Raw genomic sequence first — 25,229 nt, forward strand, 5'->3', positions numbered from 1 at the left:
AGGCATTGGGCTTGTTATGCGGCATGCCTGATCTTTCCGGCGGCCGCCGCGGCACGCGGCCTCTGCCCAACAACGCGCCTTTGCGGATGAACTGTCGTCGAAGTGAGCAGGATCGCGCTACGGCAATATGTGGCTCATACCGCGCAGCGGATCCAAGTTCTCAATCGGGTCTGGCGATCGCAAAACCGTTGGCGAGAACCGCGCCGATTGAACATCGTACGCGTTTCTTGCCGATTCTTTGATCCACCGTACACCTTATGACGACGACACCTTCGTCGCCAAGGGGATAGGGCCATCCGCGATCTTTGCTGCCGCGCGCGCGTCCTTAACTACGGCTTGCAACAACCCGTGGAGCTCTTCTGCCTGGCGGGTGTGATCGGTAATACGATGTTTGTGGGCGTTGTGCGGAACTGCGCCCTTGGCGTGGCGAGCGAGCGCCCGCTCGACGGCGGCGCGCAGCATGGTGCCATCATCGTCCAGCGGAATGATGTCGCCGTTCTCGCCATCGACGATATCCTCGACAACGCCGCCGGCGTCGGTGGCGATCACCCACACGTCGCGCATCAACGCTTCGCGCACGGTAAGGCCAAAGCTTTCCTTCCACTGCGTTGGAAATAGCAGGACGTCGACCCGCTCCCAGAAGGTGTCCATGGTGTCCTGGTCATAGGCGGGCAGCAGCGTCAGCGTACCACCGATCGGCCAGTCCTCGGCATGCAAGCTGGCAAACCCCAGGCTCAACAGATTGTCGACCAGCGCCAGTTCATAGTCGCTGCGATCGAGATCGGCGAACACTTGCTTGATCAGGTGCGCACCCTTGATCCTGGAATTGCCGCCCACAAAGCCGAAGCGCAACTGCGGCGAGGGCAGTTTCTGGAAATCGGTAGGGCGGGCAACACCATTGCGGTTGACCTTGAGCCGCGCGGGATCAAAGCCGTTGGCGGCATAGATATCGCGGAAGAAAGCGCTTGGCGTCAGCAGCAGATCCGCCTGCAACAACGCTTGCCGGAGGCGGTACTGGCGGAAGATGTTAAAGCCGTCATCCTTCACGCAGGTGCCGCACACGTTGAGGTCGATCTTGGTCTGGTGGCAATATGTGTCGTCACCGCGCACCATGAACTGGCGGCCGCAGATCCACCAGGCATCATGAAGCGTCACCACCACCGGAATACCTTCCGCCTTGCAGGCTTCGATCAGCCCTGCCCCCAGCGTCTGGATCGAATGAAGGTGTACGACATCCGGGGCTGCCTCGCGCAAAACGGCGCGGAAGGCCGGTAGCGTATGGTCCGTTTCGAAATCGAGTTGCGCATCAGCGGTGTCTGGCACCGTGATGGCAAACACCGGCATTGTGCCGATGTGATAGCGGACAAGCTCGTAAGGCGTCGCCGTCGCCCCGAAGGGAGCAGTGGTGAAGACCACCACTTCCGTATCGTCCCGCGCGTGCAGTCGGTGCGCCATCTGTTCGGCGACGATCGTTGCCCCACCAAAGCTGCGCGGTTCGAAGAAGACATTCGCGGACAGCACGCGCAACGGCTTGCGCGGTACGGGTGGCAAGACCTGCGAAAGTTGCGTCGCGGCGATATGTGCGGGATCGTACAGCGCGTGCACTGCTGCCTCGGCAGCTGCCCCGACACGCTTGCGCAATTCGCGGCTCTCGACCAGACGGCGCAATGCAGCGCGCCATTCGCGGTCATCGGCTGCCAGAAAACCTGTCTTGCCGGGATCGATGGCATCGACGAACGGTGCGCGGGGTGAACAGACCGCCGGCAGGCCGCACACGGCTGCCTCGATAAACTTGATGTTGCTCTTGGCCTCGTTGAACACTGTCGCTTCGAGCGGGGCAATCGCGATGTCGCAAACCGCCATTAACGTCAGATAATCGGCGTAATTGGTCTTGCCGAAACGCTCGACCCGATCGGCGTAGGCATCGAACGCCTCTGGCAAGCCCAGTTCGCCGATGATGCGCAATCGCACTTGCGGGCACGATTTCAGGATGTCCAGCAGGGCTGGCGCGGCCACGCGGAAATCGGCATCGTGGGTGTTCGTACCCGAGCCATACACGATGCGAATATCTTTCCCGGGCGGTGGTGCTGCCGTCCGCGCGATCTGCGCCGCATCCAGCGTATCGGAATCCAGCGCGTTCTCCACAATGAACACGCGCTCCACACCCGCCTCGCGCATCGCCGCCGCCAGTGCCGAGGTCGAGGCAATCGCGCCATCGCACGCCAGCATTGCCGCCCGATAGGCTGGCACGCCCGACAGGACATCGCGTTGGATTTGTGGGGAAACCGCCTGCAGCCCGCTGTTCTCGATATAGCTGTTGGGATCGAAGATCAGGTCATCGACTTCCCACAGCGTCGGTACGCCTTGTGCCTGAAAGCGCTCGATCATCCGCAGCGGTCCCGGATAGGCCGGGACGCGATAGAAGATCGCGAGTGTCGGGGAGGCGATAGCCGCCTCGCACTGCTGCTCGTCGCGCCAGTCGATCACGGTCACGGCATAACCGAGCTGCTTCAGCAGTTCGCTTTTCTGGTCGACGCGATACTTGCGGCATTGGGCGATCGACAGTTCGGCGATAATCAGGACGTGCGGGCGCAGAGCCACCGTGCCGGCGCCAACAGCCGCATTCATTTCGGCAATCATGCGCCGATAGCGCAAGGCTGACTGAAGATAGCGTACACCATGCGCGGAGATCGGATGTGTTGACGCGTTGGGCCGGTAGGCCGGCCCGGTATCGCGCGCCTCGTCTCCGCCATGGCGGATGTAGTGCAGCAGCGGGTTGCGCTTCCACGTGGCCAGATCGGGGTGTGCGTCCAGATACCACGCCACGTCGAACAGGGGATTGGGAGCGCGCTTTTCGCGCCATCCGAACTGCATGAAATGGCGGAGCGGGTCCACGCCGGCCGCCGCGACATCGGGATAGCGATCGACATACCACTGGGCGTCAAACAAACCGGATGCATCGACCTCGGCGATCTCGGCGGAATCCCTGGCGATGTCGGCTCGGCGCTTTTGCTTGTCGAGCAGTTTAGACAGAGTAATGATCTTTCGCATGTGCACAAATCACTGCCCGATATCGTTAACGCACGCAAGACGATTCTCCAGTGCCGGGCGATGCGACACGGGGGCGCAGCCATGACCAGCGGCACCTCTGTCCGTCGCGTTACGCCGCTGGGTTGACGAACTGCACGGGCGTGTTTCTCGGCTGGCCTGGGCGCATGGCCCTAGGCGGCGGGCTATCGCAGGGCCGCGCGGACAAATTCCACAACGCTTTGGGGGCTAGACCAAAAACCGCCATTTCCGCGTCGGCTCTTCGCACAATATTTCCGCCGCCCCGCGTGTGTTGTCAGCCGGCAATGGGGCAGGGCGGGGCATGCGTCAGGTCAGAATGGTCTCGAGGGCCTCGCGCCACCGTTGGCCGACCACGTGGGGGGAATAGAGTGCCTCGATGCATCGCTTGCCTTGGGCGATCAGGCCTCTGCGCCAAGGTTCGTTTTCGAGCATCCGGCGCATCATTTTCGCGGCTGCGGCAACATCGGGCTCTGCCCATTGTTGGCCGGTGCCATAAGGATATTCCCCTGCCGCTAAAGTGCGCAGGCATGCTGGAACCAGCGCGGCCGTATCCCACTGCGTAAAGTCGAGGTTTCCCGAGTGTGCGGTCACGATCACCGGCAGGCCCAACGCCATGGCTTCGGCAATGTTGCGGCCAAAGCCTTCGGCGCGGTGAAGCGACATAAAGCAATTGCAGGCGCGGTAGAGATCGAGCAGGGCGCCACGTTCCAGCGAACTGTCGATGAGGAAGAGCCGCGGATCCTGCTTTGCGCGCTTTTCGAGCGCGACCCACGCCGCAGAATCTTTCGCGCGAATACCCTTGATGACGAGGCCGACCGGCTCGTCGCCACGGGGAAAGGCGCGGTCGAATGCGGCAAGGCACGCATCGGGATTTTTCCGCGCGCTGTAGGATAGCGCGTCATAGGCGAACACGAACAGGAAGCGATCTTCAGGAAGGCTGAAATCCGCACGGCTCAAGCCGGCCGTTTCGTGGGTGGTGACGGCCATGGGCATCTGCCGCACCGGCAGTGGCGATGAACGCAGATAGGCATCGCGGGTGTACAAGGTCGACGCCCAAACCTCGTCCACATGCTTGTAGGCCTGTCGCCATGCCTCGGGAAACTCGGGCAATTCCCAAGGCCAGAAACCGACCAGGATTTGCCCCTCGAACGCCGCTCTGCCGATTTGGTGGACGGCCTTGACCGTATCGATGCCGGTCGTACAGAATACGGTGTATCGGAAAGGAAGGTTATCGGAAATGGCGTTATCGAGGCCACCTTCCTCGTAACCGAGCTGCGAGCCTTGCGCTATGTCGCGAATGGTGAACGGCACGCCCGCTGCCGTCAACGCTTGTGCCGCCATGCGAACATCCTCGCCGATCCCAAAACGGGCGCGAGGATAGCCGACCAGATTGACGCCGAACGGTCGCCTTGGATCGGGCGGGGGGCGTTTCCCTTCGGCAAGACCAATTCGCGGATCGGCAAGAACGGCCCAGCGGATGGCACCCCGCTCCTTGATCCAAGTGGCGAACTCAGGGGCGGCGGCGCCTACAAAGCGCTGATGCAAGTGGGGTAGTTCGTCCCATAGCCACTGCATGATCAAGGGAGTATCCGTACCGGCTGGCCTCGCCAGCAGGGCGCGTGCTTGTGCATCTGTCAGCAAGGACGACCAGTTGTACTTTTCCATGGCCGTCAAGAAATACCACCGCAAGATGCGATCCTGACCTGCAGGACGATCCAATTCGCCAGGTGGAAAACCTTCGCGGCGCGCCGCTTCCCGCATCAGCCAGGTGATCGGCATTGGCTGATGCCTTGGCAGCAGGGGGAACGGAGTATGCCAAGGCTTCAGTGCCTCGCGGGCAGCGTCATCAATGGGAAAGTCGGTTTCGCTAAAGCCATGAAACAGAAACCAACCCATCAGGGCACTGCGGCCGGAGCGGCGCGACAGATCGAAAGCGGCTTGCAAATCGGGGCGTTCGGCCCAGGTTTGTCTCGTAATCGCGGGTAAATGCAACCGGAGTGGAGTCCTCATTCGCCTGGCAAGACGTCTGGCATAGGGCATGATGCTCAACAATTCGACGCCATCCTTATCGTCAGTCGCCATCAGATCGACTGCAACATCTCGCAATATAAAGGTTATTGTGGAGGTGTTCCGTTTCAAGGTGGGCATACCATGTGGCGGCGGCATAGCAAAGCCGCTTGGCCCGGGGATATCGTCAGGTGCCTGCGTCTCCGTGCGGTTGGAGTGTTGCCATGAGGCCGGGGCGTGGCGAGATGTCGGCATGCGCAGGCACGCTTGCGCGCGCGTCCCCTGCTTGCCTGTTGCGCACCTTGGTATTAGAGGACGGTTCTTGACGCCGGGTCGTATGCGCAATGCGTTGCGATACCGCTATGCGGCATGATGTAATGGTTGCCAATAGTGGGGTAACCATGTTGCAATTTCGAGAGATCGTATGCGTGTAACGGCCTTTGACATCTCCGGCCCCAAATTGTTTTTGCCAAAACAATTGTCAGATGGTCGTGGGTATTTCGCAGAAACCTTTCGCGCAGATGTTTTTGAACAGCACTGTGGTGCATTTGATTTTGTTCAGGACAACGAATCCCTGAGTGAAAAGGCGGGAACCATCCGCGGATTGCATTTTCAGAGCGAGCCCCACGTTCAAGGCAAGCTGGTCCGCTGCACGGCAGGCGCGCTGTTCGACGTGGCTGTGGATATTCGCGCCGGCTCATCGACTTACGGCCAGTGGATCGGCGAAACTCTGACGCCACTTAACGGCAAGCAGCTTTGGGTGCCGCCGGGCTTCGCCCACGGCTTCTGCTCGCTCGAACCGAATACTGTGATTGCTTACAAGGTTACTGGCTATTACAGCGCCGCGTGTGACAAAGGCTTGGCTTGGGACGATCCTGCGATCGGCATCGCCTGGCCTGAGGCTGCCGATCCCACCACGCTTTCGGCCAAGGATCGCAGTCAGCCTCGCCTTGCAGACCTGCCAGTCTATTTCGGTTCAGAATATACCGCCTAAACAGGCCTGGGTTTTCTTGCGGAGCGAGTTTTTGCCCTATGCGTGTCATTGTTACCGGCGGAGCCGGCTTTATCGGCTCTGCGCTTGTGCGCCATCTGGTGCTGGAAAAAAACTATGACGTACTGACCATCGATGCGCTGACCTATGCCGGCTGCGAAGCATCGCTGCGCGCCGTGGATGGAAAGGCCAATCATCGCTTTTTGAAAGCGGACATTCGCGACGGTGCTGCCATGGCCGAGGCAATCGGCTCGTTTCGCCCAGACCGGATCATGCATCTTGCCGCTGAAAGCCATGTCGATCGCTCGATCACGGGGGCAGCAGATTTCATCCAGACCAACATTGTCGGGACGTTCGTGTTGCTTGAAGCGGCGCGTGCCTATTGGAACGAGCTCGATCCGCAAGCGCGCGCCAGCTTCCGTTTCCTTCATGTCTCGACGGACGAAGTCTACGGTTCCCTCGGCGCGGACTGGCTGTTTACCGAAACCACGCCGTACGATCCTTCGTCGCCCTATTCCGCGTCGAAGGCCGCGTCCGATCATCTCGCCAAGGCCTGGCACCGCACCTATGGCCTGCCCGTGGTGGTGTCGAACTGCTCCAATAACTATGGGCCTTATCATTTCCCCGAAAAGCTCATCCCGCTAACCATCCTCAACGCGCTCGAAGGAAAGCCGCTGCCGGTCTATGGCCAGGGTGAGAACATTCGCGATTGGCTGTTCGTGGATGATCATGCCCGGGCACTCGACATGATCGCTGCTCAGGGACGGGTTGGTGAAACCTACAATGTCGGCGGTCGCAACGAGCGCCGCAACATCGATGTGGTGCGCCGCATCTGCGCCGTGCTCGATGGCCTCGTTCCGGGGCCGGCTTCTCGCGAAAACCTGATTGCCTTCGTGACCGATCGCCCCGGGCACGACGCGCGCTATGCGATCGATGCAACCAAGCTGGAAACCGAACTGGGTTGGCGCGCGCAGGAAACGTTCGACACGGGAATTGAAAAGACGGTGCGCTGGTATCTCGACAATGCGTGGTGGTGGCGTCCCTTGCGCGATCGCTACGATGGCCAGCGGCTGGGATTGGCAACGGTTCAATCCGGAGTGGCTGCATGAGGATTGCCGTTACCGGTCGAAACGGCCAAGTCGCGTCCAGCCTGATCGAGCGCGGCGGCATTGCCGGGCATGAGATCATCCCGCTCGCGCGGCCGGATATGGATCTTGCCAATGCGGATTCGGTTGCGCGTGCGCTGGATGCCGCCGCCCCCGATGTGGTGGTTTCCGCAGCCGCCTACACCGCCGTGGATAAAGCCGAGAGCGAGCCCGAACTGGCAACCGCCGTGAATGTTCTGGGGGCGCATGCGGTGGCGGCGGGCGCTGCTCGCCTGGGCGTGCCGATCATTCATCTTTCGACGGATTACGTCTTTGATGGCAGGGGCGCTCGGCCCTACGTTGAAGGGGACATGACCGAGCCGACGGGCGTATATGGGATGTCAAAGCTGCTGGGCGAAAGGGCTGTGTTTGCAGCCCACCCAGGCCGGGCGGTCGTGCTCCGGGTCGCCTGGGTCTATAGCCCTTTCGGCACCAACTTTCTCAAGACGATGCTTCGCCTCGCCGCGACACGTGACGAGATCTCGGTGGTTGACGACCAAGTCGGCAACCCGACCAGCGCACTGGATATTGCTGACGGCATTCTGGCCGTAGCTGCCAATCTGCTGACGAGTAATGATCCTGCGCTGCTTGGGGTGTTCCACATGACCGCGGGCGGACACGCAAGCTGGGCCGATTTTGCTTCCCGCATCTTTGCCGAAGCGGCCGCGCGTGGTTGGCCGACCGCGCGAGTTCGGCCGATCCCGAGTGTCGAATATCCGACGCCGGCGGCGCGGCCCGCCAACTCGCGGCTCGATAGCGGGCGGATTGCCAGCGTTCATGGGGTGACTTTGCCGGACTGGCGAAATTCCCTTGAGACGGTCATGAACCGCCTGCCGCCGAATGGGGCGGGCGCGGCGCTGCCTCGGGCAGAGGAAGGACTTCGGTGAAGGGAATCATTCTGGCCGGCGGCAGTGGCACCCGGCTCTATCCGATGACGCTGGCGACATCGAAGCAGCTTATGTCGGTCTATGACAAGCCGATGATCTATTACCCGCTGAGTACGCTGATGCTCGCGGGAATTCGCGACATCCTGATCATTTCCACGCCGCGTGACCTGCCGGCGTTTCGCGCGTTGCTGGGTGACGGGGCCCAGTGGGGACTGCGCTTGGAATATGCCGAGCAGCCGAGCCCCGATGGACTGGCGCAGGCGTATGTCATCGGCGCAGACTTCATCGCGGGGGAGCCCTCTGCGTTGATTCTGGGGGACAACATCTTTTACGGTCACGGCTTGCCGGAATTGCTTGGTTCGGCCAGCTCGCGGAAGAGCGGCGCGACCGTGTTTGCCTATCACGTGACCGATCCGGAACGGTATGGCGTCGTGTCGTTCGACCAGTCGATGAAAGCGCAGTCGATTGAGGAGAAACCGGACAATCCCCGGTCCAACTGGGCGGTGACCGGCCTCTATTTCTATGACGCGCAGGTCGTCGATATCGCTGCGAACCTCAAACCGTCCGCGCGCGGCGAACTGGAAATCACCGACGTTAACCGCGTCTATCTGGAGCGTGGTGCGCTTTCCGTCGAGATCATGGGGCGTGGTTATGCCTGGCTCGATACCGGGACGCCAGACAGCTTGCTCGACGCGGCCGAATACGTGCGCATCCTGGAAAAGCGCCAGGGGTTCAAGATCGCCAGCCCCGAGGAAATCGCATTTCGCAATGGGTTTATCGACGCCGCAGGTCTTGAAAGGGCCATCGCCAAGCTGGGCAAATCTGATTATGGGCGCTACTTGCGCACAGTGCTGGCCGATTCCGATGTACGCTGATGGACGGGGCCGACCGTCTCCGTGCACTTAGGGGGCTTGGCGAGCGCGTTATATCTTACGGAAGTCGTTCATGAATTTCTATCGGTCACTCCTGTTGAGCACCACTTTGCTGTTGGGTGCTTGCGCAACGCTGCCGTCCAGTGGCCCTACCGGTAGCGAGGTGAGCAAGGGGGTGGCGCGCAACACCCAGCTGGGCGTGTCACTTGTGGAAGTGGACAGCGCCGCGGCAATCCCGCCGCTTCCTGCGGTGGCAACGTCGCGGCTAAGCGATCGGCCCGCGCCGCCTACCGACATGGTCGGCCCTGGCGATGTGCTGAGTGTGGCGATCTACGAGGCCGGTGTAACGCTGTTTTCCGGCACACCGGCGTTTGGCGGCGCGATGGCGACTGGCGTCGACACTGGCTCGCGCGCGCAGACGCTGCCGGAGTTGCGCGTTGACGACTATGGCGACATCAATATCCCCTATGCCGGCAAACTGCGCGTGCTTGGCAAAACGCCCGCCGAAATCCAGGCCCAGATCCGCCAGGCCTTGCGAGGCTACTCGCAAAATCCTCAGGTGCTGGTCACGCGGCGGGAAGTGATCACCAATTCGGTCATCGTCGGCGGCGAAGTGGCCAAGCCCGGCAGGCTGGTGCTCAATACCAACCAGGAAACGCTATCGGACGTGGTTGCCCTGTCGGGCGGGTATCGGGGCAAGGCCAGCGATCTGATTGTGCGGATCAAGCGCCGCGACGAAACGGCGGACTACCGCCTGAGCACGCTGCTGGAAAACCCGGCGCTCGATGTCAGGGCTTATCCCGGCGATCGCTACACTCTGATCTACGACCCGCTGTCGTTCTCGGTTCTGGGTGCGGCGGGGCGGATGGAGCAGATTCCGTTCGTCACGTCATCGATGACCTTGGCCCAGGCCGTGTCTGCCGCGGGCGGGCCAAATCCCAATCTGGGGGACCCCGCGGCCATCTTCGTGTTCCGCTATGTCGATGATCCCGATCACACCGGCCAGCGCAAGCCGGTGGTCTATCACATCAACATGATGAACCCCGGCAGCTACTTCCTGGCGCAGAACTTTGCCATGCATGACAAGGATGTGCTGTACTTCGGCAATGCGCGGGCCAACCAGCCGAGCAAGGTCATCCAGTTGATCAGCCAGCTGTTCTCGCCGGTGGTTGCCGTGACCAGTGCTGTTTCGGTTGTGAAGAACTGATCTTCCGGCAGGCCCCGGCTGGCGCAGGGGCCTGCGCGAATCAGGCCGCCTTGACGACCGTATCGATCGCGAGCAGCCGCTTCCACAGTTCCTCGAAATCAGCGAGGGGCAGGGCATTGGGGCCGTCTGACAGGGCCTTGTCCGGATCGGGGTGGGTTTCCATGAACACGCCCGCGACGCCGGCGGCCACGGCGGCGCGGGCGAGCAGGGGGACGAATTCGCGCTGGCCGCCCGAGCGCTCGCCCAGGCCGCCGGGCTGCTGGACCGAGTGGGTGGCATCGAACACCACCGGGCAGCCGGTATCGGCCATGATCGCCAGGCCGCGCATGTCGGACACCAGGGTGTTGTAACCGAACGAGGTGCCGCGTTCGCACAGCAGGAAAGCATCGGGATCGTGCCCTGCGGCGCTGGCGGCATTGCGGGCCTTGTTGACCACCTGCTGCATGTCGGCCGGCGCCATGAACTGGGCCTTCTTGATGTTGACCGGCTTGCCGCTGGCCGCGACCGCGGCGATGAAATCGGTCTGCCGCGCGAGGAAGGCGGGCGTCTGCAAGACGTCGACCACGCTGGCGACTGGCGCTACCTGCGCCGCCTCGTGCACGTCGGTGATCACGGGAAGGCCGGTCTCGGCGCGGACCTTTTCGAGGATGCGCAATCCTTCGTCGATGCCGAGGCCCCGGAACGATTTGTCGGAACTGCGGTTTGCCTTATCGAACGAGGCTTTGAAAATGAGCAGCAGCCCCAGCCTGTCCGCCACACCGGCAAGCGTTTCGGCGATGGAAAGCGTCATTTCCTCGCTTTCGATGACGCAGGGTCCCGCAAATGCGAATAGGGAAGACTGCGGTCGAATCGTATGGCCACAAAGGTGCATATGGGAGAGCTCGCCTGCCGAAAAATTGTGTAATTCACTGCCGGATCGGATGCAGTTTACACGGCCCGAACACAATAGTGATTTCACAACCCTTGGCGGGTATTGAAAATTCTGGCAACAGGTGGGTGATGATATGGCAGCCAATTCCCCCTGCGCACACCGCCATAGCGTGCACGCGAGACCTGCTTTGAACGAGATGCCCAACAAGCTGATCGACGTGCGCTATGCCGCATCTGCGTTGAAGACGATCGACATCGAACTGGATGCGCTGGAGACCTTGCGCGATGCCCTGCGCGCACCGCAGCTGCGCGAGGCGGTGGAGCAGGCGATCACGGCCCTGGCCACCACGCGTGGCCGCGTTGTCGTGACCGGCATGGGCAAGAGCGGGCATATCGCGCGCAAGATCGCCGCGACCATGCGTTCTACCGGCACGTCAGCCGTCTATCTCCACCCGGGCGAGGCGAGCCATGGCGACCTGGGCATGATCACGCCCGAGGACATCGTGCTGGCCATCACCTGGTCGGGCGAGACCAGCGAGCTCAACGACATTTTTCACTACTGCAACCAGTATGGCGTCACGCTGATCGTGGCGACCTCGTTTCCCGACAGCACTGCGGGCCGGGCCGCCGATATCTGCCTGTCGATGCCCCCGGTGCGCGAGGCATGCCCCAACGAACTGGCGCCGACATCGTCCACCACCACGCAACTCGTGCTGGGCGATGCGCTGGCTGTCGCGCTGATCGAGGCGCGCGGCTTCACGCCTACCGATTTCCGCGTGTTCCACCCCGGCGGCAAGCTGGGTGCGCAACTGTGCGTGGTGGGCGACATCATGGGCACGGGCGAGGCGGTGCCGCGCGTGACCAGCGACGAATCACTGAGCAACGCCACGCTGGAGATGAGCCGCAAGCGCTATGGCTGCACCGCGGTGGTCGATGGCACCGGCCGGCTGATCGGCGCGTTTACCGATGGCGACCTGCGCCGCTGCATCGCGGCCTATGACCTCAGCGACCAAATCGGCCTGCACATGTCACCCAATCCGCTGCGGGTGGCGCCCGATACCCTGGCATCGGACGCGCTGCGCCTGCTCAACGAGAATGCCGTGTCGGTGCTGTTTGTCGTCGAAGGCGAGATCTTGGTGGGCATTGTCCACATGCACGATATCGTCAGGGCCGGCGCCGCCTGATAAGCGGCAGGCATGTCTTCGTGTTCCTCTGCACTGATTGTCGTTCCCGCGCGCCACGGTTCGACGCGCCTGCCGGGCAAGCCCCTGCTGACCATCGCCGGCCGCACGCTGCTCGAACGCGTGCATGCCGTGGCCAGGGCTGCGGCAGAACGCGCCGGGAATTGCGCGGTGGTGGTTGCCACCGATGACGCGCGCATCGCGGCGCATGCCCAGGCGATCGGCGCGGCCGTGACGATGACCGACAGCGCGCTCGATTCGGGTTCCTCGCGCGCCTATGCCGCCGCCGCCGCCTGGCCGGATCGGCCTGACCTGGTGATCAACCTGCAGGGCGATGCGCCGTTCGTGCCGCCAGCGGTGGTGGCCGGGCTGATCGCCACATTGCGCGGCGGCGAAGCAGACGTGGCGACGCCGGTCTATCGGCTCGATTGGCAGCGGCTGGACCGCTTGCGCGCGCATAAGCAGACCGCGCCGTTCAGCGGCACGACCTGCATCCGCGACGCGCAGGGCCGCGCCTTGTGGTTTTCCAAGACGATCCTGCCGGCCATGCGCGATGAGGCCAAGCTGCGCGCCAGCGAGCCGCTGTCGCCGGTGTGGCAGCATCTCGGGCTCTATGGTTATCGCCTGGCGGCGCTGGAATGGTTTGCCCAGGCGCCGCAAAGCCCGACTGAGCGCCTGGAAGGCCTGGAACAGTTGCGCTTTCTCGAAGCCGGGCGGACGATCGCGACGATCGCGGTCGATCCGCCGCTTCATGCCATGTCGGGCATCGATACGCCGGCCGATCTGGCCCTGGCCGAGGCGGCGATTGCCCGGCTGGGCGATCCCTATCCGCTGTGACCATGGGCAGCGACCTGCGCGGGGCAGGGCCCCGTTTCGTAATCGTGCGCCATGGCAACACCTTTGCCCATGGCGAAGCGCCGCGCCGCATCGGCGCGCGCACCGACCTGCCGCTGACCCCGGCCGGCGAGGAACAGGGCGCGGCGCTCGGCCGCCACTTCGCCGCGCAAGGCTGGCACTTTGCCCGCGCGCTGGTTTCGCCCCTGGCGCGCACCCGCGCCACGGCGGCGGCGATCCTGGCCTGTCAGCCCAATGCGCCGGCACTGGTGCCCGAACCGTGCGATTGGCTGCGCGAGATTGACCATGGACCGGATGAGAATCAGGGCGAGGACGCCGTGATCGCGCGCATCGGCGCCGAGGCCCTGGCCGCCTGGGACGCGCATGGCGTGGCGCCGCGCGATTGGCAGGTCGATGCGGAAAGCCGCCTGGCAGCCTGGCACGCGTTCCTGGCCACGGCCACCGGCCCGGCACTGCTGGTAACCAGCAATGGCGCCGCGCGGTTTGCGCTGCTGGCGATCGGCGCGGTGGCTGATCGCCCGCTCAAGCTGGCGACGGGCGCCTATGGCGTGATCTGCCGCGATGCCGACGGCACGCTGCGGGTGGAAAGCTGGAACGTTCGGCCATGAGCGCAGCGCCCCTGTTGCGTGCGCCGCCCTTTCCCTGGGCAGACGCTGGCGTAAGCGGCGAGAGCGTCTCGTCGCCCTCTGCTGCGGCCATAGAGGAAGCGCGCGCCTTGTTTGCCGATATTCGCGCCGCGCGGGTGGGGGGCTGCTTCTGGGGCGCGCCGGTTGAAGCGCCGGGGCCGTGGCCCGTGGTCTTGCGCCCGCGCGATCGGGCACAAATGGCGGCGCTGGCCGGCCGCGCGCCGGATCAGGCGTTGTGGCTTGTGGCCGATGAAGCCGCCGCGCTCGATCCCTGGTCCGTGCTTGATCAGGCCGCGCGGCTGGTGGCGCATGGCGACGACGAGTGGATCGCCTTGGCGCGGTGTGCCGGCGTGGCGGTGGACGTGCTTTCGCCTGGCCGCTTTGGTGCGCCGGGCGATGGAGACGCGGCGCTGGACCATCAGGCGGCGCTGGCCCTCGCCAGCATACGCTATCGCGACCCGTTCACTGGCGGGGAAGCCGGGCTCGCCGCAACCATCGACGTTCTGGCCACCTGGCGCGCGGTGCTCGACGGCAATCGCGGCATTGCCGTGGCCAGCGGCATGGCCTGGTGGAAGCGGGCAGAGATTCGCCGCTTCCTGTGGCATCCGGCGCAGCGGCTGCGCTTCTTCCGCAATCCAGGTCTTGCCCTGGTCCGGGCGCAGCGGGCCCACGGCGCCGTGGCGATCTGGCCCTCGCGCGTTTCGCCGCAACTGATCGCGCGGGCGCGGCAGCGCGGCGTGCCGCTGGTGCGGGTGGAAGACGGCTTCGTCCGCTCGGTGGGATTGGGGGTAGACCTGGTGCCGCCTTCGTCAGTGGTGGTCGATGCCCAAGGCATTCACTTCGACCCCGCCGCGCCCAGCGACCTCGAAACCCTGCTGGCTACGGCCGCTTTTCCCCAGCGCCTGCTCGATCGCGCGCGCGCCCTGCGCGCCACGATCGTGGCCGCCGGGATCAGCAAGTATGCCGCCGATACTGCCGCCAGCGTGCCGGCCCGGGCCGCGCCAGGTCGCCGCCTGGTGCTGGTGCCGGGGCAGGTGGAAGACGATATGTCGGTCAAGGCTGGCGGGCATGGTCTTGCCTCCAATCTCGAACTGGTGCGGCGCGCGCGCCAGGCAGAACCCGACGCCGAAATCTGGTTTCGGCCCCATCCCGATGTCGATGCCGGGCATCGCCGCGGCGCCGTGCCCGATGCGGCGATCCTGGCCCATGCCGATCGCGTGGTGCGCGGCGGCGGCATGGCGCCCTTGCTCGATGCGGTCGATGCCGTGCATGTTCTCACCTCGCTGGCCGGGTTCGAGGCGCTGATGCGCGGGCGCGCGGTGGTGTGCCATGGCACGCCGTTCTATGCCGGCTGGGGGCTGACGCGCGATCTGGCGCCGGTGCCCGATCGGCGCGGGCGGGCGCTGTCGCTCGATGCGCTGGTGGCGGGCGTGCTGATTCTCTATCCACGCTATCTCGATCCGGTGACCGGCCTGTCATGCCCGCCCGAGGTTCTGGTCGATCGTATGGCCAGCGCGCGCGCTACCAACCGCCTGCGCTGGATCGCCCCCTTGCGCCGCATCCAGGGGCGGATCATGGCGGCCCTGCGATGACCCAGATGATCCTTGATGTTTCCCGGCTCATTTCCCGGATGCACTATTCGACGCCGTCGGGGGTGGATCGTGTGGAAATGGCCTATGTGCGCGGCCTGCTGGCGCGCTTTGGCGATGGGCTCGACTTTGCCGCGGTCCATCCCACCGGGCTCTATGGCCGCCTGCGCCGCGATGCGATCCTGCCCTATTTCGACGAGTTGGAGCGCCGCTGGTCGCGCGAGGAAAATAGCCCGGACCGACGCTCGGTGCTATCGAACCTGCCCTTGCTGTTCCAGCTGCTGCCCCATCGGGCGCGGGGCAGGGAAGAGCGCGCGGTCTATATCCAGGTTTCGCCGCACCATCTGGCCAAGACCGGCAAAATTCGCCGCATCCTGGCGCAGGAAAACGCGCAGTTCGCCTGCCTGGTCCATGATCTCATCCCCATGGAATTTCCCGAATATGCCCGGCCCGATGGCGCCGCGCTGCACCAGCGGCGCATCGAGACGGTCACCAGCCTGGCTGATCTGGTGATCGTCAATTCAGCGGCGACCGGGCGCGCGATGCAGCCGTGGATCGCGCGGTCGGGCCGGTCGATCGCGATGGCGGTGGCGCTGCTCGGCACCGTGCCGATGGCGCCGGCGACGCCGTGGACGGGCGATGGCCGCCCCTATTTCGTCTGCCTGGGCACGATCGAGCCGCGCAAGAACCACCTGCTGCTGCTGCATGTCTGGCGGCATCTGGCCGAAACCTTGCCAGCCGAGCGCGTGCCCAAGCTGGTGATCATCGGCCGGCGCGGCTGGGAAAATGAGCAGGTGGTCGATCTTCTGGAGCGGTGCCCCGCGCTCAAGGGCCATGTCGAGGAATGGAGCGGCTGTCCCGATCGCCAGCTATCGGCGGTGCTGCGTGGCGCGAAGGGGCTGCTGATGCCCTCGTTCGCCGAAGGCTATGGCATGCCGGTGGCCGAGGCACTGGCTGTAGGCACGCCCGCGTTGTGCAGCGATATCGCCGCCTTGCGCGAGGTGGGCGGCCTCGTGGCGGACTATCTCGATCCGTTGGACGGGCCGGCCTGGACCCGGGCTATCGTGGATTTTGCCGAAGATGGGCCGATGCGCCAGGCGCAACTGCGCCGCATCCCTGGCTGGCACAATCCCACCTGGGACGAGCACCTCGATACTGTCGTCGCGGCACTGGCGCGGCTGCCGGGCTGATGCATGGCTGGTCTGCGCAACGGCAGCGGCGGTCTGATCTCTTGAAAATTCACACGAAGACACGAAGGCACGAAGAAGTGCCCTTTCATCCTTCCTTCGTGCCTTGGTGGCTTCGTGTGAATCTTGAAGCCGGTGCGGAACTTTGCCGCAGTGCGAGGCTTTAAGAAGAAGCGGGACCCCGGATCAAGTCCGGGGTGACGAAGAAAAGAAACGAATACATCTACTTATCGTCACCCAGACATGATCCGGGGTCCCGCTCAATGCTGGAAACTCGCCCGGCGCAGCAGGCTCAGGCCGGCTGATTGTCGCGGTTGGCGGCCTGGCGGTTGATTGCGCGGGTGATGTCCTTGACGAAGCGCGAGTGGCGCACCGCCTTCAGGAAGATGTTCTGGATGAGATTGCCGGTAAAGCGGCAGGGGCGCTTGATCTGGATCAGCAGGATATAGCGATCCTCGTCGGTCTCGTTCCACACTTCGTGGTTGAACATGTCATCGAACAGGAAGGATTGGCCGTCTTCCCAGTGGAGCACGTGCAGTCGCTCGCCCTCTTCGAGGTTCATGCGGCACTTCTCGCGCTCGCGCGGGGCCTTGAGCGCGAGGTGATAGGTCAGCATGCCCTTGGTCATGCCGAAATGGCGGGGAATGTGGCCGCCTGCCTCCATGACCGAGAAATTGGCCGTGACGAGGCCGGGAATCGCTTCGATCAGGCGGGCGGTGATCGGCGCGCGCGCGGCGTTGGCGGCCATGCGATAGCCATAGCCCTTCAAGAAGAACGTACGCCAGCGGCGGTCCTTGGCAATGCGGCCATGGTCGAACGACAGATCGCCAAGCGATGGGATGTCCTTGGCGCGAATCGCCAGGGCTTCGTCGCGAATGGCTTCCCAGTGCTGTTCAAGCTGCGCGATCCAGGGGAAGAATGCCTTGTCCTGCACCGCCGAATCCGGGATCAGCGAATTGCGCATTATTAGCGCATCGACCTTGGGCCGCAGCTCCTTGCCGATCTGGTAGGGCGACTTGCCCAGCAGCGGAATTTTCCAGCCGCGCGCGTTGACGGTCTGCTGCCACTGCGAAGGTTGGCGTTCACCTGCCATGTGCGTCACTTCAGCGAGTTGATCCTGGTGGCGAACACCCGATCCCAGAAGATCGCCGAGACGGCATAGTTGCCGTGCCCATCCACGAAGTGGTGGCGCATGTGGTGCCGCTTGAGCGCCATGGCGATGCGGCCGCGCATCGGCCACTGGTGGCAGGCATAGTGCAGCGTGTCATAGACCACGTAGCCGCTGATAAAGCCGAGGAACAGCCAACTGCCCGCCGGTCCGATCGCCAGCCACGCGGCCAGCCACAACACGCCCGCCACCGGCAGGCTGGCCGGCAGCGGCATGAGATCGCGCAGCCCGTCGTTGGGATTGTCGTGGTGGTTGCCGTGGATCAGGAACACGAATCGCTGCACCGCCGCGACATTGACATGCCAGTGGAACAGGAAGCGGTGCATGGCATATTCGAACAACGTCCAGCCCAGCAGGCCGGCACCGATCAGACCCAGCGCGTGAAGCGGGCTGGCCGTGCCCCAGGCAACCCAGGCAATTCCGGGCAGAATCATCGCCCAGGCGAGAGCGAACGTGCGCCACGAAATCAGCGTCAGGCGCTCAAGGCCGTCACTGCGAAACAGCCTGATGCGCTGCGGTATGTTTTCGGAAGAAAGCATCTTGATGATGCTGGACATCATCGCCCATGCATTGTCAAGCATTGATGCTGCTAAATGCTACTTCGTTGCGACGACCGGAAGCCGTTACAAAAAGGACATAATACCGGTGGTTAATTACTCCAAATCGGTTTTAATTGTCGGGGCGTCGGGGGGATTGGGCACGGCCATCGCGCAGCGTCTTGCCGGGCCCGATATCCTGCTTGTGCTGTGGGGCAGAGACCTTGCGCGCCTGCAAAACACCGCAACATTGTGCAGTGCAGCCGGAGCCGTGACGCAGACGCGTTCGCTCGACCTGCGCGATATTGCCGCCGCCCTGGCCGCGATGGCGGCAGACGATGCGGCCACGCCGTTCGACATGGTGGTCTTTGCCCAAGGGCGCGGTGACATTCGCGCCGCTGATGACCGTGTGGAGCAACCTGGCCTGGTAGCAGAGCTGGCCTTGGTTAATTTCACCGGCCCGGCCACGCTGGCTGCCGCGATGGGCCAGGCCATGGCAGCACGGGGCAAGGGGCGCATCGTCCTGATCGGTTCGGCCGCCGGGTTTCATTCCTTGCCCTTTGCCACGGCCTATGCCGGAACCAAGGCAGGCCTGGCGCGGTTTGCCGATGCACTGCGCCTGGCGCTGCGCGGCCATGGGGTCAGCGTCACGCTGGTATCACCGGGTTTCATCGATACGGCGGCCGGGCGCCAGGTGCCCGGTCCCAAGCCGATGCTGATGGCGCCCGACGTGGTTGCCGATCGCATCGTGCGCGCGGCCGAGCAGGGGCGCGCGCATCTCGTGCTGCCCTGGCCCTTCGTGGTGCTGCGCTGGTTGGATCGGCTGTTGCCACGGGCCTGGCGCGACCGGTTGCTGCTGTCGCTCGCGCCGCCGGCTTGAGCGCAAGGTGCGCTAGCGCGCGGGTTCGAGCATCATGTCGAGGATGGCGTGGTGCAGGCCGGCAGGCGTCAGGTCTGCCGCAGTGTCATCGCCGCGCATCGGCTGCCCTGCATCGTCGAACCGCATGATGACAAAGGGCGTGTGGCGCTTGCCCGCCGGCGTGGTGGCGCCGGGAATGCTGGGGCAGTGATCGCCGAAGAACACCAGCGCCGCCGGCTTTCCACGCTGCCTTGCCAGTGCGGCAAGGCCATCGGCCAGGCGCGCCAGCATGGCATCGCTGTTGCGGACCAGGCGCAGATAGCCCGGCACCAGTTCTTCCTGGCCATCGCCTGCCCAGGGGCCGTGGTTCTCGATCGTCACGGCATAGAGCAGCGTCGGCGCGCTGGCGGCCTGCAACGTGTCGAGGATCACGTCGGTCATTGCGGCATCGGTCACATAGCGGCCCTGATCCGGCGCGGGCGGGGCGAAATGCGTTTCTCCCACCAGGCGGGCAAAGCCGCCTGCGGGCATGATGCGGTCGCGCCCGTAAAAGCGCATGTCGTGCGGGTGCAGAAACGCGCTGTCCCACCCGGCCGGGCGCAGCCGTGCCGGCAAGGCCCACGATCCTTCGCCCTGTGCGGTGAGGAATGGATCGAAGCGGCGAAAGCCCAGTTCGGCCTCTTCCCGCCCGAACAGCACGCCATATTCGGTGCGCATGGTATAGGCGCCAAAGCCGCTGACATGCAGGCGGCCGTGCTGCCAGGCCAGGCCGCGCGCCGCGTCGAGCCCGGGCAGCGCCAGCGCCGCATCATCGAACAGATCGGCCGGATCGGCAAAGCTTTCGCACTGGATCACCACCACCAGTTCGGGCGCATCGTCGCGCGCCGGGCGGCCTGACGCGGGGCAGGGCGGCGGGTCGCGCGTGTCGCGCCAGCGCCGCCAATAGAGCAGCAGCACCGGCACCAGGCCATGGCGGGCCACGTCGCCATGCGGGTCGGGGGTGGCGGCAATGGCCCGGAACGCTGGGCTGCCCTGCAGGATGGCGAGCATGCCGACCGCGCCCAGGGCAAGGGCAAGGCCGGCAAGATGCATCACCCCGTCGGCCCGGAACAGCAGGCAGAGCAGGGCGACCAGTGCGAGCGCGACCAGGCTGGCCACCGCGCGCTGCCACGGCGCCACGGCGGAGAGATAGAACTGCGGATGGCGAAACACCGCGCCGATCAGGGCGAGATCGGAAAACAGCAGCGGTTCACCCAGCATGGTGTTCTTGGCGTTGGAGGCAACGGTGAACAGGGCGCCCAGCCCGAGGCTGAGCGCGCAGGCCACCAGGGGATTGCCGCAAAGCGCCAGGATCGCCCCGAACACGCCAAGCAGCACGCCAGCGTTGATCACCAGCCCGGGCACGCTGCGCAGGCCATGGCGCGGCCGCGGATGGACCAGCGCATCGAGCGCAGCGCCGCCGCAGACCAGCGCCAGCGCTGCGACAACAACCTGAAATATATGACTGTGCAACGTCACGCCTGTTCCATATCCGCGGCGTCACGGACTTACCCGGCTGCGCCGGCGCGGCTCATAGCCGGGGCGGCGCCGGCTGTCATCCACCACGCCGGGACGAATCGATCCGGTGTGGCGGCGGGAACTTGTGGTTGGCCATTCGCGCGGGTAACGCTTCGGGCAGAAGACCGGGGCGGGCGGCGAAGATGGCCGTGCCGCCGCGGCGGTCATCGGCGCGCCGGGTCTTCTCGACGGAGTATCGCTTTCGAATGCAAGAGTTGCCAATTGCGCCCGACACGATCCGGGCTGCCGATACCACGCCCGATCACGACGCGGCGCCGCGCACGATCCTGCTGCTGCAAGGCCTGATGGGGCCGCTGTTCCACGAACTGGGCAAGGCCTTGTTGCGGGCCGGGCACACCGTGCACAAGATCAACTTCAACGGCGGCGATCGGCTGTTCTGGCGCCTGCCCAACGGCGTGGACTATCGCGATTCGCTGGAGCGCTGGCCGGCGTTCTTCGCGCAGTTCCTGGCGGACAAGGGCGTGACCGACGTGGTGCTGTTCGGCGATTGCCGCGATCATCACCGCCCTGCCACCGGCATCTGCAAGGAGCGCGGCGTGCCGGTCCACGTGTTCGAGGAAGGCTATGTCAGGCCCGATTGGGTCACGCTGGAACTGGGCGGGGTGAACGGCAATTCCCGCCTGCCGAGCGACCCCGCGTGGTATCGCGCCACCGCTGCCACGCTGCCGCCGGTACCACCGCACGCCCAGGTGCCATCCTCGTTCCGCCGCCGTGCGGCCGAGGGGCTGCTCTACAACTGCGCCGACGTGTTCACGCGGTGGCACTATCCGCACTGGACCAATCATCGCCCGTGGCATCCGCTGGTCGAGGCGATGGGCTGGTGGCGCAAGCTGTCGCGCCGCAAGCTGCGCCAGCGCGAGGCCGATGCCCTGCTGCACCGCCTGAAAACAGCGGGAGAGCGCTATTTCCTGTTTCCGCTGCAACTCGATTCCGATGCGCAGATCCGCCTGCATTCACCGTTTGCCGGGATTGCCGACGCGCTGCGGCTGATCCTCGAATCCTTTGCCGCCAACGCCCCGGCCGATGTGCGGCTGGTGGTCAAGGAGCATCCGCTCGACAATGGGGTGCGCGATTGGCAGCAGGAAACCGCCGATCTGGCGCGCCTGTTCGGCGTGGCTGACCGGGTCGATTACCTGAGCATGGGCGATATCGTGCCGGTGACCCGCAGGGCGCTGGGCGTGGTGACCATCAACAGCACGAGCGGCACCCTGGCCCTGGCCGAGGGCATCCCCGTCGTGGCGCTGGGCCACGCGGTCTATGACATGCCCGATATCACCTATCAGGACGGCCTCGACGCGTTCTGGACCAACCCGGTGCCGCCCGACGCCACCACGTTCGCCGCGTTTCGCCGCGTGCTGATCGAGCGCTGCCTGATTCCGGGCGGGTTCTTTTCTGCGCCGGCGCTGCAAAAGGTGGTGCGCCACGCCGTAGCCCGGTTGGAGCGTCGACCGATCGCGCCGGAATAAGCCCCGGAACAAGCCGATGCGTTCCGTGCAAGTGACGCATGGGGAAAGCAGGGCGGGCTGCCCGCTGTCCTGTCCAAGCTGCACGACGCGGTGATCTGCCCATCGCTTCGTCGCTGTTAACGATCATCATGGCGGTGAAGCGGGCAAAAAAAAGGCCGATCTCGCGACCGGCCTTGGAAAGTTTGGGAGAGGATGCCTGAAAGGCCCGCTCTAGATGGGCCAGATCGCCGGGGCTGACAAATGCGAATAACGGCGTTGCAGTTGCATTTCGCGCAATTATCATATTTATAGACAGTGTTTGCGGGGCTTGGGTTCCGGCAGCAAAGTCCGCTAGAGTGGGCAAGGCGATGGAAGGGAGCGCTTGAGCCATGACCGAAAGCCTGGCCTGGCCCAGCCTACGGCAGTTGCGCTGCCTGGTCGCCTTGGCCGATTGCGGCAATTTCACCCGGGGCGCGGCGGCGATGGGTGTGTCGCAGCCCTCGTTCTCGCAACAGATCCACCTGCTGGAAGGGTTGCTGGGCGGCGCCGTGGCCGAACGGGGCGGGCGCATGGTGCTGACGCCGCTGGGCCGTGAGGCGGTGGCGGCGGCGCGGCGCGTGCTGACCGAGGCCGAAGGCTTTGCCGATCTCGCCCGGCGCCATCGCCAGGGCGAACTGGCCGGCACGCTGCGCCTGGGCGTCTCGCCCACGCTCGGGCCCTATATCCTGCCGCAACTGGTGGCGCGGCTGCACGCTACGCATCCCGATCTCAAGGTGCACGTGCGCGAAGGATTGCCCGATGCCCTGCTCGAACATCTGGGCGATGGGCGCCATGATACCGTGCTGGTGCAGCTGCCCGTCACCGACGCGCGCTTTCATATCGAGCGGCTGTTTCGTGAACCGATGTTTCTGGCGATGGCGGCCGACGATCCCATGGCGGCGGTGCGCATGGTGCGGCCCGAGCATCTCGCCGGGCGCGGTCTCTTGACCATGCAGCCCGAATACCGGCTGAGCCAGCAGGTGGCAGCCCTGGCCGAACGCTGCGGCGCGCAGGTCTTGCGCGATTACGAGGGCACCAGCCTCGATGCGGTGCGGCAGATGGCCGGAATGGGCATGGGGCTGGCACTTTTGCCCGAACTCTATGTGCGCCAGGAAATCGCCGAGGGCGGTGACGTGGTGGTGCGTCCCTTTGCCGGCGGGCGGCCCTATCGCGAGATCGGGCTGATCTGGCGCATCGGCGCTGGGCGGTCGGGCGACCTCATGCTCCTCGCCGAGACATTGCGGAGCATTGCCCAGCGATAGGAAAAACCTATCGGATCGATAGGTGACCACCGTATTGGCGGATCACGCGGCGATCGTCATCTTGATGGGCACACCTTTAGCCCGCCAAGGAAAGCCGCCCGTTCATGGACGCCCGCGACCATACCGCCGCCCATTCGCCACACCATCACGGCGCCCACCATAGCCACCGTCCCACCATGCGCGATCTGCGCCGCTGGGCCAGCCTGGTCATGGCGCCCGACAAGGCTTTCATCCGCTTGGCGCTGGTGTTTGGCGCGGCGATCTCGCTCTTGTCGCTGGCCACGCCGATCTCGGTGCAGCTGCTGATCAATGCGGTGGCCAACATCGCGCTGCCCGCGCCGCTGTTCACGCTGGCCCTGGTACTCTTTGCCCTGCTGCTGCTGGCAGGCGCGCTGATGGCGCTGCGCGTGGCAGTGATGGCGCGGTTCGAGCAGCGCTTCTTTGCCCGGCTGATGGCCGAGATCACCACGCGGGCGATCCATGCGCAGAACCCGTTCTTCGTCGATGCGCGGCACGGCGATCTGTTCAACCGCTTCTTTGACATGGGCACGGTGCAAAAGGCGCTGACCAGCCTGGTCATCGGCGGCTTTGCCATCGTGCTGCAAAGCCTGGTCGGGCTGGTGGTGACGAGTTTCTATCACCCGTTCTTCCTGGCGTTCAACGTGGTGCTGGTCCTGGCCGTGCTGGTGATCTGGCGCGCCTGGCTGCTGCCCTCGCTCGACAGCGCCGTGGCCAAGAGCCACGCCAAGCATGCCGCCGCGCATTGGCTGGAAAGCCTGGGCGCTTCGAACGGGTTCTACAAATCCGGTCGCCATATCAGCTTTGCGATCGACCGCAGCGAGGCGATGACCGCCACTTATGTGGCCGCGCACCGCCGCCATTTCCGCCACACCTTCAGCCAGACGCTGTGCCTCCTGCTGCTCTATGCGCTGGCCAGCGCGGGTCTGCTCGCGATGGGCGGCTGGCTGATCCTGCAGGGCGAACTGTCGGTGGGGCAGCTGGTTGCGGCCGAGCTGATCCTGTCGGGCGTGTTCTATGGCATTGCCCAACTCGGCGGCTATCTCGAGGTGTTCTACGACCTGGCCGCGGGCCTGGAGGAACTCGCCCTGTTTTGGGACGTGCCACAGGAAGCGCCGCCGGCGGCCGATGCCATCGGCCCGGCCCATGGCGCGATCCGCTTCCAGGGCGTGGTCCTGGGCAATCATCGCCTCGACTGTGCCATCGGCAGCGGCGAGCACATCGGCGTGCTGGCCGCGCCTGGGGTGGAGCGCAGTGTCGCCACCCTGCTCAAGCGGCTGGCCACGCCCGAGCGCGGGCTGGTGCGCGTGGGCGGCGCAGACCTTGGCAGTTTCGACATGGTGCGCCTGCGCGCCGATGTGATCGTGCTTGATCGGCCCACGATCGTGGAAATGACCGTGCGCGATTATCTGCGGCTATCGGGATCAGGGCGTGCCGATGCGCAGTGGCAGGGCGGGGCGATGCTTGATGCCCTGGCGCTGGTCGGGCTGGAAGAGCGCGTCAGCGCTTTGCCCCAGGGCCTCGATACCATGCTGTCGAGTTCGGGCTGGCCGCTGGCGGTCGGGGAAACCATGCTGCTCAAGCTGGCCGGCGCGATCCTCGCCAGCCCCCGCGTGCTGATGCTCTCTCCGCTCTACGACATGCTCGACCCGGCGCGCCTGTCGCGTGTGCTGAATGCCTTGCGCCCGCAAGGCACCACCGTGCTGCACTTTACCGACCGGCCGGGCGGGCCATCCCACGATGCCTGGCTGCGCCTGGGCGAAACCGCGCAGCAGCGCAGCGCTGATCGCCCCGCTGTTGAACCCGTCGCCCCGCCCACTGCCGGCAAGGAGGATTGA

General features: G+C 64.8%; 20 protein-coding genes. 14 read left to right on the top strand and 6 right to left on the bottom strand.

Going from position 1 to position 25,229, the window contains the following annotated elements:
• Nucleotides 1-255: 255 nt before the first annotated feature.
• Nucleotides 256-3,051: a glycosyltransferase gene (locus ABIC78_RS16195; protein WP_354490802.1), complete on the bottom strand. Its 2,796-nt coding sequence runs from the start codon at nt 3,049-3,051 to the stop codon at nt 256-258.
• Nucleotides 3,052-3,375: 324 nt separating this feature from the next.
• Nucleotides 3,376-5,208 carry a glycosyltransferase gene (locus tag ABIC78_RS16200; RefSeq protein ID WP_171792802.1) on the bottom strand — a complete coding sequence of 611 codons (1,833 nt, stop codon included), beginning with the start codon at nt 5,206-5,208 and terminating at the stop codon, nt 3,376-3,378.
• Nucleotides 5,209-5,500: 292 nt separating this feature from the next.
• On the opposite strand from ABIC78_RS16200, the gene rfbC reads away from it, so the two are divergent.
• The 5 genes from rfbC to ABIC78_RS16225 all read left to right on the top strand — a co-directional run bounded on the left by rfbC (nt 5,501) and on the right by ABIC78_RS16225 (nt 10,178).
• On the top strand, nt 5,501-6,070 hold the full coding sequence (gene rfbC / locus ABIC78_RS16205) for a dTDP-4-dehydrorhamnose 3,5-epimerase (RefSeq protein WP_168352679.1): 570 nt from the start codon (nt 5,501-5,503) through the stop codon (nt 6,068-6,070).
• Nucleotides 6,071-6,108: 38 nt separating this feature from the next.
• Nucleotides 6,109-7,176 (top strand): dTDP-glucose 4,6-dehydratase, encoded by a 1,068-nt coding sequence (gene rfbB, locus ABIC78_RS16210; protein ID WP_354490805.1) that lies wholly within the window; start codon nt 6,109-6,111, stop codon nt 7,174-7,176.
• The gene (gene rfbD / locus ABIC78_RS16215; RefSeq protein ID WP_171792801.1) at nt 7,173-8,099 is read left to right on the top strand and encodes a dTDP-4-dehydrorhamnose reductase; all 927 of its coding nucleotides are present in this window, start codon (nt 7,173-7,175) and stop codon (nt 8,097-8,099) included. Before rfbB ends, rfbD begins: the two co-directional genes overlap by 4 nt.
• Nucleotides 8,096-8,974: a glucose-1-phosphate thymidylyltransferase RfbA gene (gene rfbA, locus ABIC78_RS16220; protein ID WP_054130745.1), complete on the top strand. Its 879-nt coding sequence runs from the start codon at nt 8,096-8,098 to the stop codon at nt 8,972-8,974. The genes rfbD and rfbA overlap by 4 nt, the downstream gene beginning before the upstream one ends.
• Nucleotides 8,975-9,044: 70 nt before the next feature.
• Nucleotides 9,045-10,178, top strand: coding sequence for a polysaccharide biosynthesis/export family protein (locus ABIC78_RS16225; protein WP_171795178.1), 1,134 nt, complete (start codon nt 9,045-9,047; stop codon nt 10,176-10,178).
• A 40-nt stretch (nt 10,179-10,218) separates the two neighbouring features.
• Here ABIC78_RS16225 and kdsA read toward each other — a convergent pair whose 3' ends face one another.
• The gene (kdsA, locus tag ABIC78_RS16230; protein ID WP_054130743.1) at nt 10,219-11,049 is read right to left on the bottom strand and encodes a 3-deoxy-8-phosphooctulonate synthase; all 831 of its coding nucleotides are present in this window, start codon (nt 11,047-11,049) and stop codon (nt 10,219-10,221) included.
• Nucleotides 11,050-11,245: 196 nt separating this feature from the next.
• On the opposite strand from kdsA, the gene ABIC78_RS16235 reads away from it, so the two are divergent.
• The 5 genes from ABIC78_RS16235 to ABIC78_RS16255 are packed head-to-tail and all read left to right on the top strand — an operon-like array spanning nt 11,246 to nt 16,489.
• The gene (locus ABIC78_RS16235) at nt 11,246-12,232 is read left to right on the top strand and encodes a KpsF/GutQ family sugar-phosphate isomerase (RefSeq protein WP_107716770.1); all 987 of its coding nucleotides are present in this window, start codon (nt 11,246-11,248) and stop codon (nt 12,230-12,232) included.
• Nucleotides 12,233-12,244: 12 nt separating this feature from the next.
• Complete coding sequence (kdsB, locus tag ABIC78_RS16240) at nt 12,245-13,066, top strand: 3-deoxy-manno-octulosonate cytidylyltransferase (protein ID WP_171792799.1); 822 nt, start codon at nt 12,245-12,247, stop codon at nt 13,064-13,066.
• A gap of 2 nt (nt 13,067-13,068) precedes the next feature.
• Nucleotides 13,069-13,692: a histidine phosphatase family protein gene (locus ABIC78_RS16245; RefSeq protein ID WP_171792798.1), complete on the top strand. Its 624-nt coding sequence runs from the start codon at nt 13,069-13,071 to the stop codon at nt 13,690-13,692.
• A complete protein-coding gene (locus ABIC78_RS16250; RefSeq protein ID WP_171792797.1) occupies nt 13,689-15,302 on the top strand; it encodes a capsular polysaccharide export protein, LipB/KpsS family in 1,614 nt (537 codons plus the stop codon). Before ABIC78_RS16245 ends, ABIC78_RS16250 begins: the two co-directional genes overlap by 4 nt.
• A complete protein-coding gene (locus ABIC78_RS16255) occupies nt 15,299-16,489 on the top strand; it encodes a glycosyltransferase family 4 protein (RefSeq protein WP_171792796.1) in 1,191 nt (396 codons plus the stop codon). The genes ABIC78_RS16250 and ABIC78_RS16255 overlap by 4 nt, the downstream gene beginning before the upstream one ends.
• A 289-nt stretch (nt 16,490-16,778) precedes the next feature.
• Here the strand turns inward: ABIC78_RS16255 and ABIC78_RS16260 are convergent, their stop codons facing one another.
• Both ABIC78_RS16260 and ABIC78_RS16265 read right to left on the bottom strand, forming a co-directional pair.
• A complete protein-coding gene (locus ABIC78_RS16260) occupies nt 16,779-17,579 on the bottom strand; it encodes an aspartyl/asparaginyl beta-hydroxylase domain-containing protein (RefSeq protein ID WP_171792795.1) in 801 nt (266 codons plus the stop codon).
• A gap of 5 nt (nt 17,580-17,584) precedes the next feature.
• On the bottom strand, nt 17,585-18,214 hold the full coding sequence (locus ABIC78_RS16265; RefSeq protein ID WP_309806041.1) for a sterol desaturase family protein: 630 nt from the start codon (nt 18,212-18,214) through the stop codon (nt 17,585-17,587).
• An 85-nt stretch (nt 18,215-18,299) separates the two neighbouring features.
• Between ABIC78_RS16265 and ABIC78_RS16270 the strand changes: the two genes are divergently transcribed.
• A complete protein-coding gene (locus ABIC78_RS16270; RefSeq protein ID WP_354490809.1) occupies nt 18,300-19,070 on the top strand; it encodes an SDR family NAD(P)-dependent oxidoreductase in 771 nt (256 codons plus the stop codon).
• A gap of 12 nt (nt 19,071-19,082) precedes the next feature.
• On the opposite strand, the gene ABIC78_RS16275 is transcribed toward ABIC78_RS16270, so the two are convergent.
• Nucleotides 19,083-20,567, bottom strand: coding sequence for an LTA synthase family protein (locus tag ABIC78_RS16275; protein WP_354490811.1), 1,485 nt, complete (start codon nt 20,565-20,567; stop codon nt 19,083-19,085).
• A 245-nt stretch (nt 20,568-20,812) separates the two neighbouring features.
• Here ABIC78_RS16275 and ABIC78_RS16280 point away from each other — a divergent pair, with 245 nt between their 5' ends.
• The 3 genes from ABIC78_RS16280 (at nt 20,813) to ABIC78_RS16290 (ending at nt 25,229) form a co-directional block, all read left to right on the top strand.
• On the top strand, nt 20,813-22,093 hold the full coding sequence (locus tag ABIC78_RS16280; RefSeq protein ID WP_171795179.1) for a capsular polysaccharide export protein, LipB/KpsS family: 1,281 nt from the start codon (nt 20,813-20,815) through the stop codon (nt 22,091-22,093).
• A 368-nt stretch (nt 22,094-22,461) separates the two neighbouring features.
• The gene (locus ABIC78_RS16285) at nt 22,462-23,373 is read left to right on the top strand and encodes a hydrogen peroxide-inducible genes activator (RefSeq protein ID WP_171795180.1); all 912 of its coding nucleotides are present in this window, start codon (nt 22,462-22,464) and stop codon (nt 23,371-23,373) included.
• 176 nt (nt 23,374-23,549) lie between these two features.
• On the top strand, nt 23,550-25,229 hold the full coding sequence (locus ABIC78_RS16290; RefSeq protein ID WP_171795201.1) for an ABC transporter transmembrane domain-containing protein: 1,680 nt from the start codon (nt 23,550-23,552) through the stop codon (nt 25,227-25,229).

Source organism: Novosphingobium sp. 1529 (assembly GCF_040544855.1).
GTDB lineage: Bacteria > Pseudomonadota > Alphaproteobacteria > Sphingomonadales > Sphingomonadaceae > Novosphingobium > Novosphingobium capsulatum.

Excerpts from the sequence above, each read along its gene's own strand:
- ABIC78_RS16195 (WP_354490802.1), bottom strand. The coding sequence starts at position 3,051 with ATGCGAAAGATCATTACTCTGTCTAAACTGCTCGACAAGCAAAAGCGC.
- rfbC (WP_168352679.1), top strand. The coding sequence starts at position 5,501 with ATGCGTGTAACGGCCTTTGACATCTCCGGCCCCAAATTGTTTTTGCCA.
- rfbB (WP_354490805.1), top strand. The coding sequence starts at position 6,109 with ATGCGTGTCATTGTTACCGGCGGAGCCGGCTTTATCGGCTCTGCGCTT.
- rfbD (WP_171792801.1), top strand. The coding sequence starts at position 7,173 with ATGAGGATTGCCGTTACCGGTCGAAACGGCCAAGTCGCGTCCAGCCTG.
- ABIC78_RS16225 (WP_171795178.1), top strand. The coding sequence starts at position 9,045 with ATGAATTTCTATCGGTCACTCCTGTTGAGCACCACTTTGCTGTTGGGT.
- kdsA (WP_054130743.1), bottom strand. The coding sequence starts at position 11,049 with ATGCACCTTTGTGGCCATACGATTCGACCGCAGTCTTCCCTATTCGCA.
- ABIC78_RS16235 (WP_107716770.1), top strand. The coding sequence starts at position 11,246 with ATGCCCAACAAGCTGATCGACGTGCGCTATGCCGCATCTGCGTTGAAG.
- kdsB (WP_171792799.1), top strand. The coding sequence starts at position 12,245 with ATGTCTTCGTGTTCCTCTGCACTGATTGTCGTTCCCGCGCGCCACGGT.
- ABIC78_RS16245 (WP_171792798.1), top strand. The coding sequence starts at position 13,069 with ATGGGCAGCGACCTGCGCGGGGCAGGGCCCCGTTTCGTAATCGTGCGC.
- ABIC78_RS16250 (WP_171792797.1), top strand. The coding sequence starts at position 13,689 with ATGAGCGCAGCGCCCCTGTTGCGTGCGCCGCCCTTTCCCTGGGCAGAC.
- ABIC78_RS16255 (WP_171792796.1), top strand. The coding sequence starts at position 15,299 with ATGACCCAGATGATCCTTGATGTTTCCCGGCTCATTTCCCGGATGCAC.
- ABIC78_RS16260 (WP_171792795.1), bottom strand. The coding sequence starts at position 17,579 with ATGGCAGGTGAACGCCAACCTTCGCAGTGGCAGCAGACCGTCAACGCG.
- ABIC78_RS16265 (WP_309806041.1), bottom strand. The coding sequence starts at position 18,214 with ATGATGTCCAGCATCATCAAGATGCTTTCTTCCGAAAACATACCGCAG.
- ABIC78_RS16280 (WP_171795179.1), top strand. The coding sequence starts at position 20,813 with ATGCAAGAGTTGCCAATTGCGCCCGACACGATCCGGGCTGCCGATACC.
- ABIC78_RS16285 (WP_171795180.1), top strand. The coding sequence starts at position 22,462 with ATGACCGAAAGCCTGGCCTGGCCCAGCCTACGGCAGTTGCGCTGCCTG.
- ABIC78_RS16290 (WP_171795201.1), top strand. The coding sequence starts at position 23,550 with ATGCGCGATCTGCGCCGCTGGGCCAGCCTGGTCATGGCGCCCGACAAG.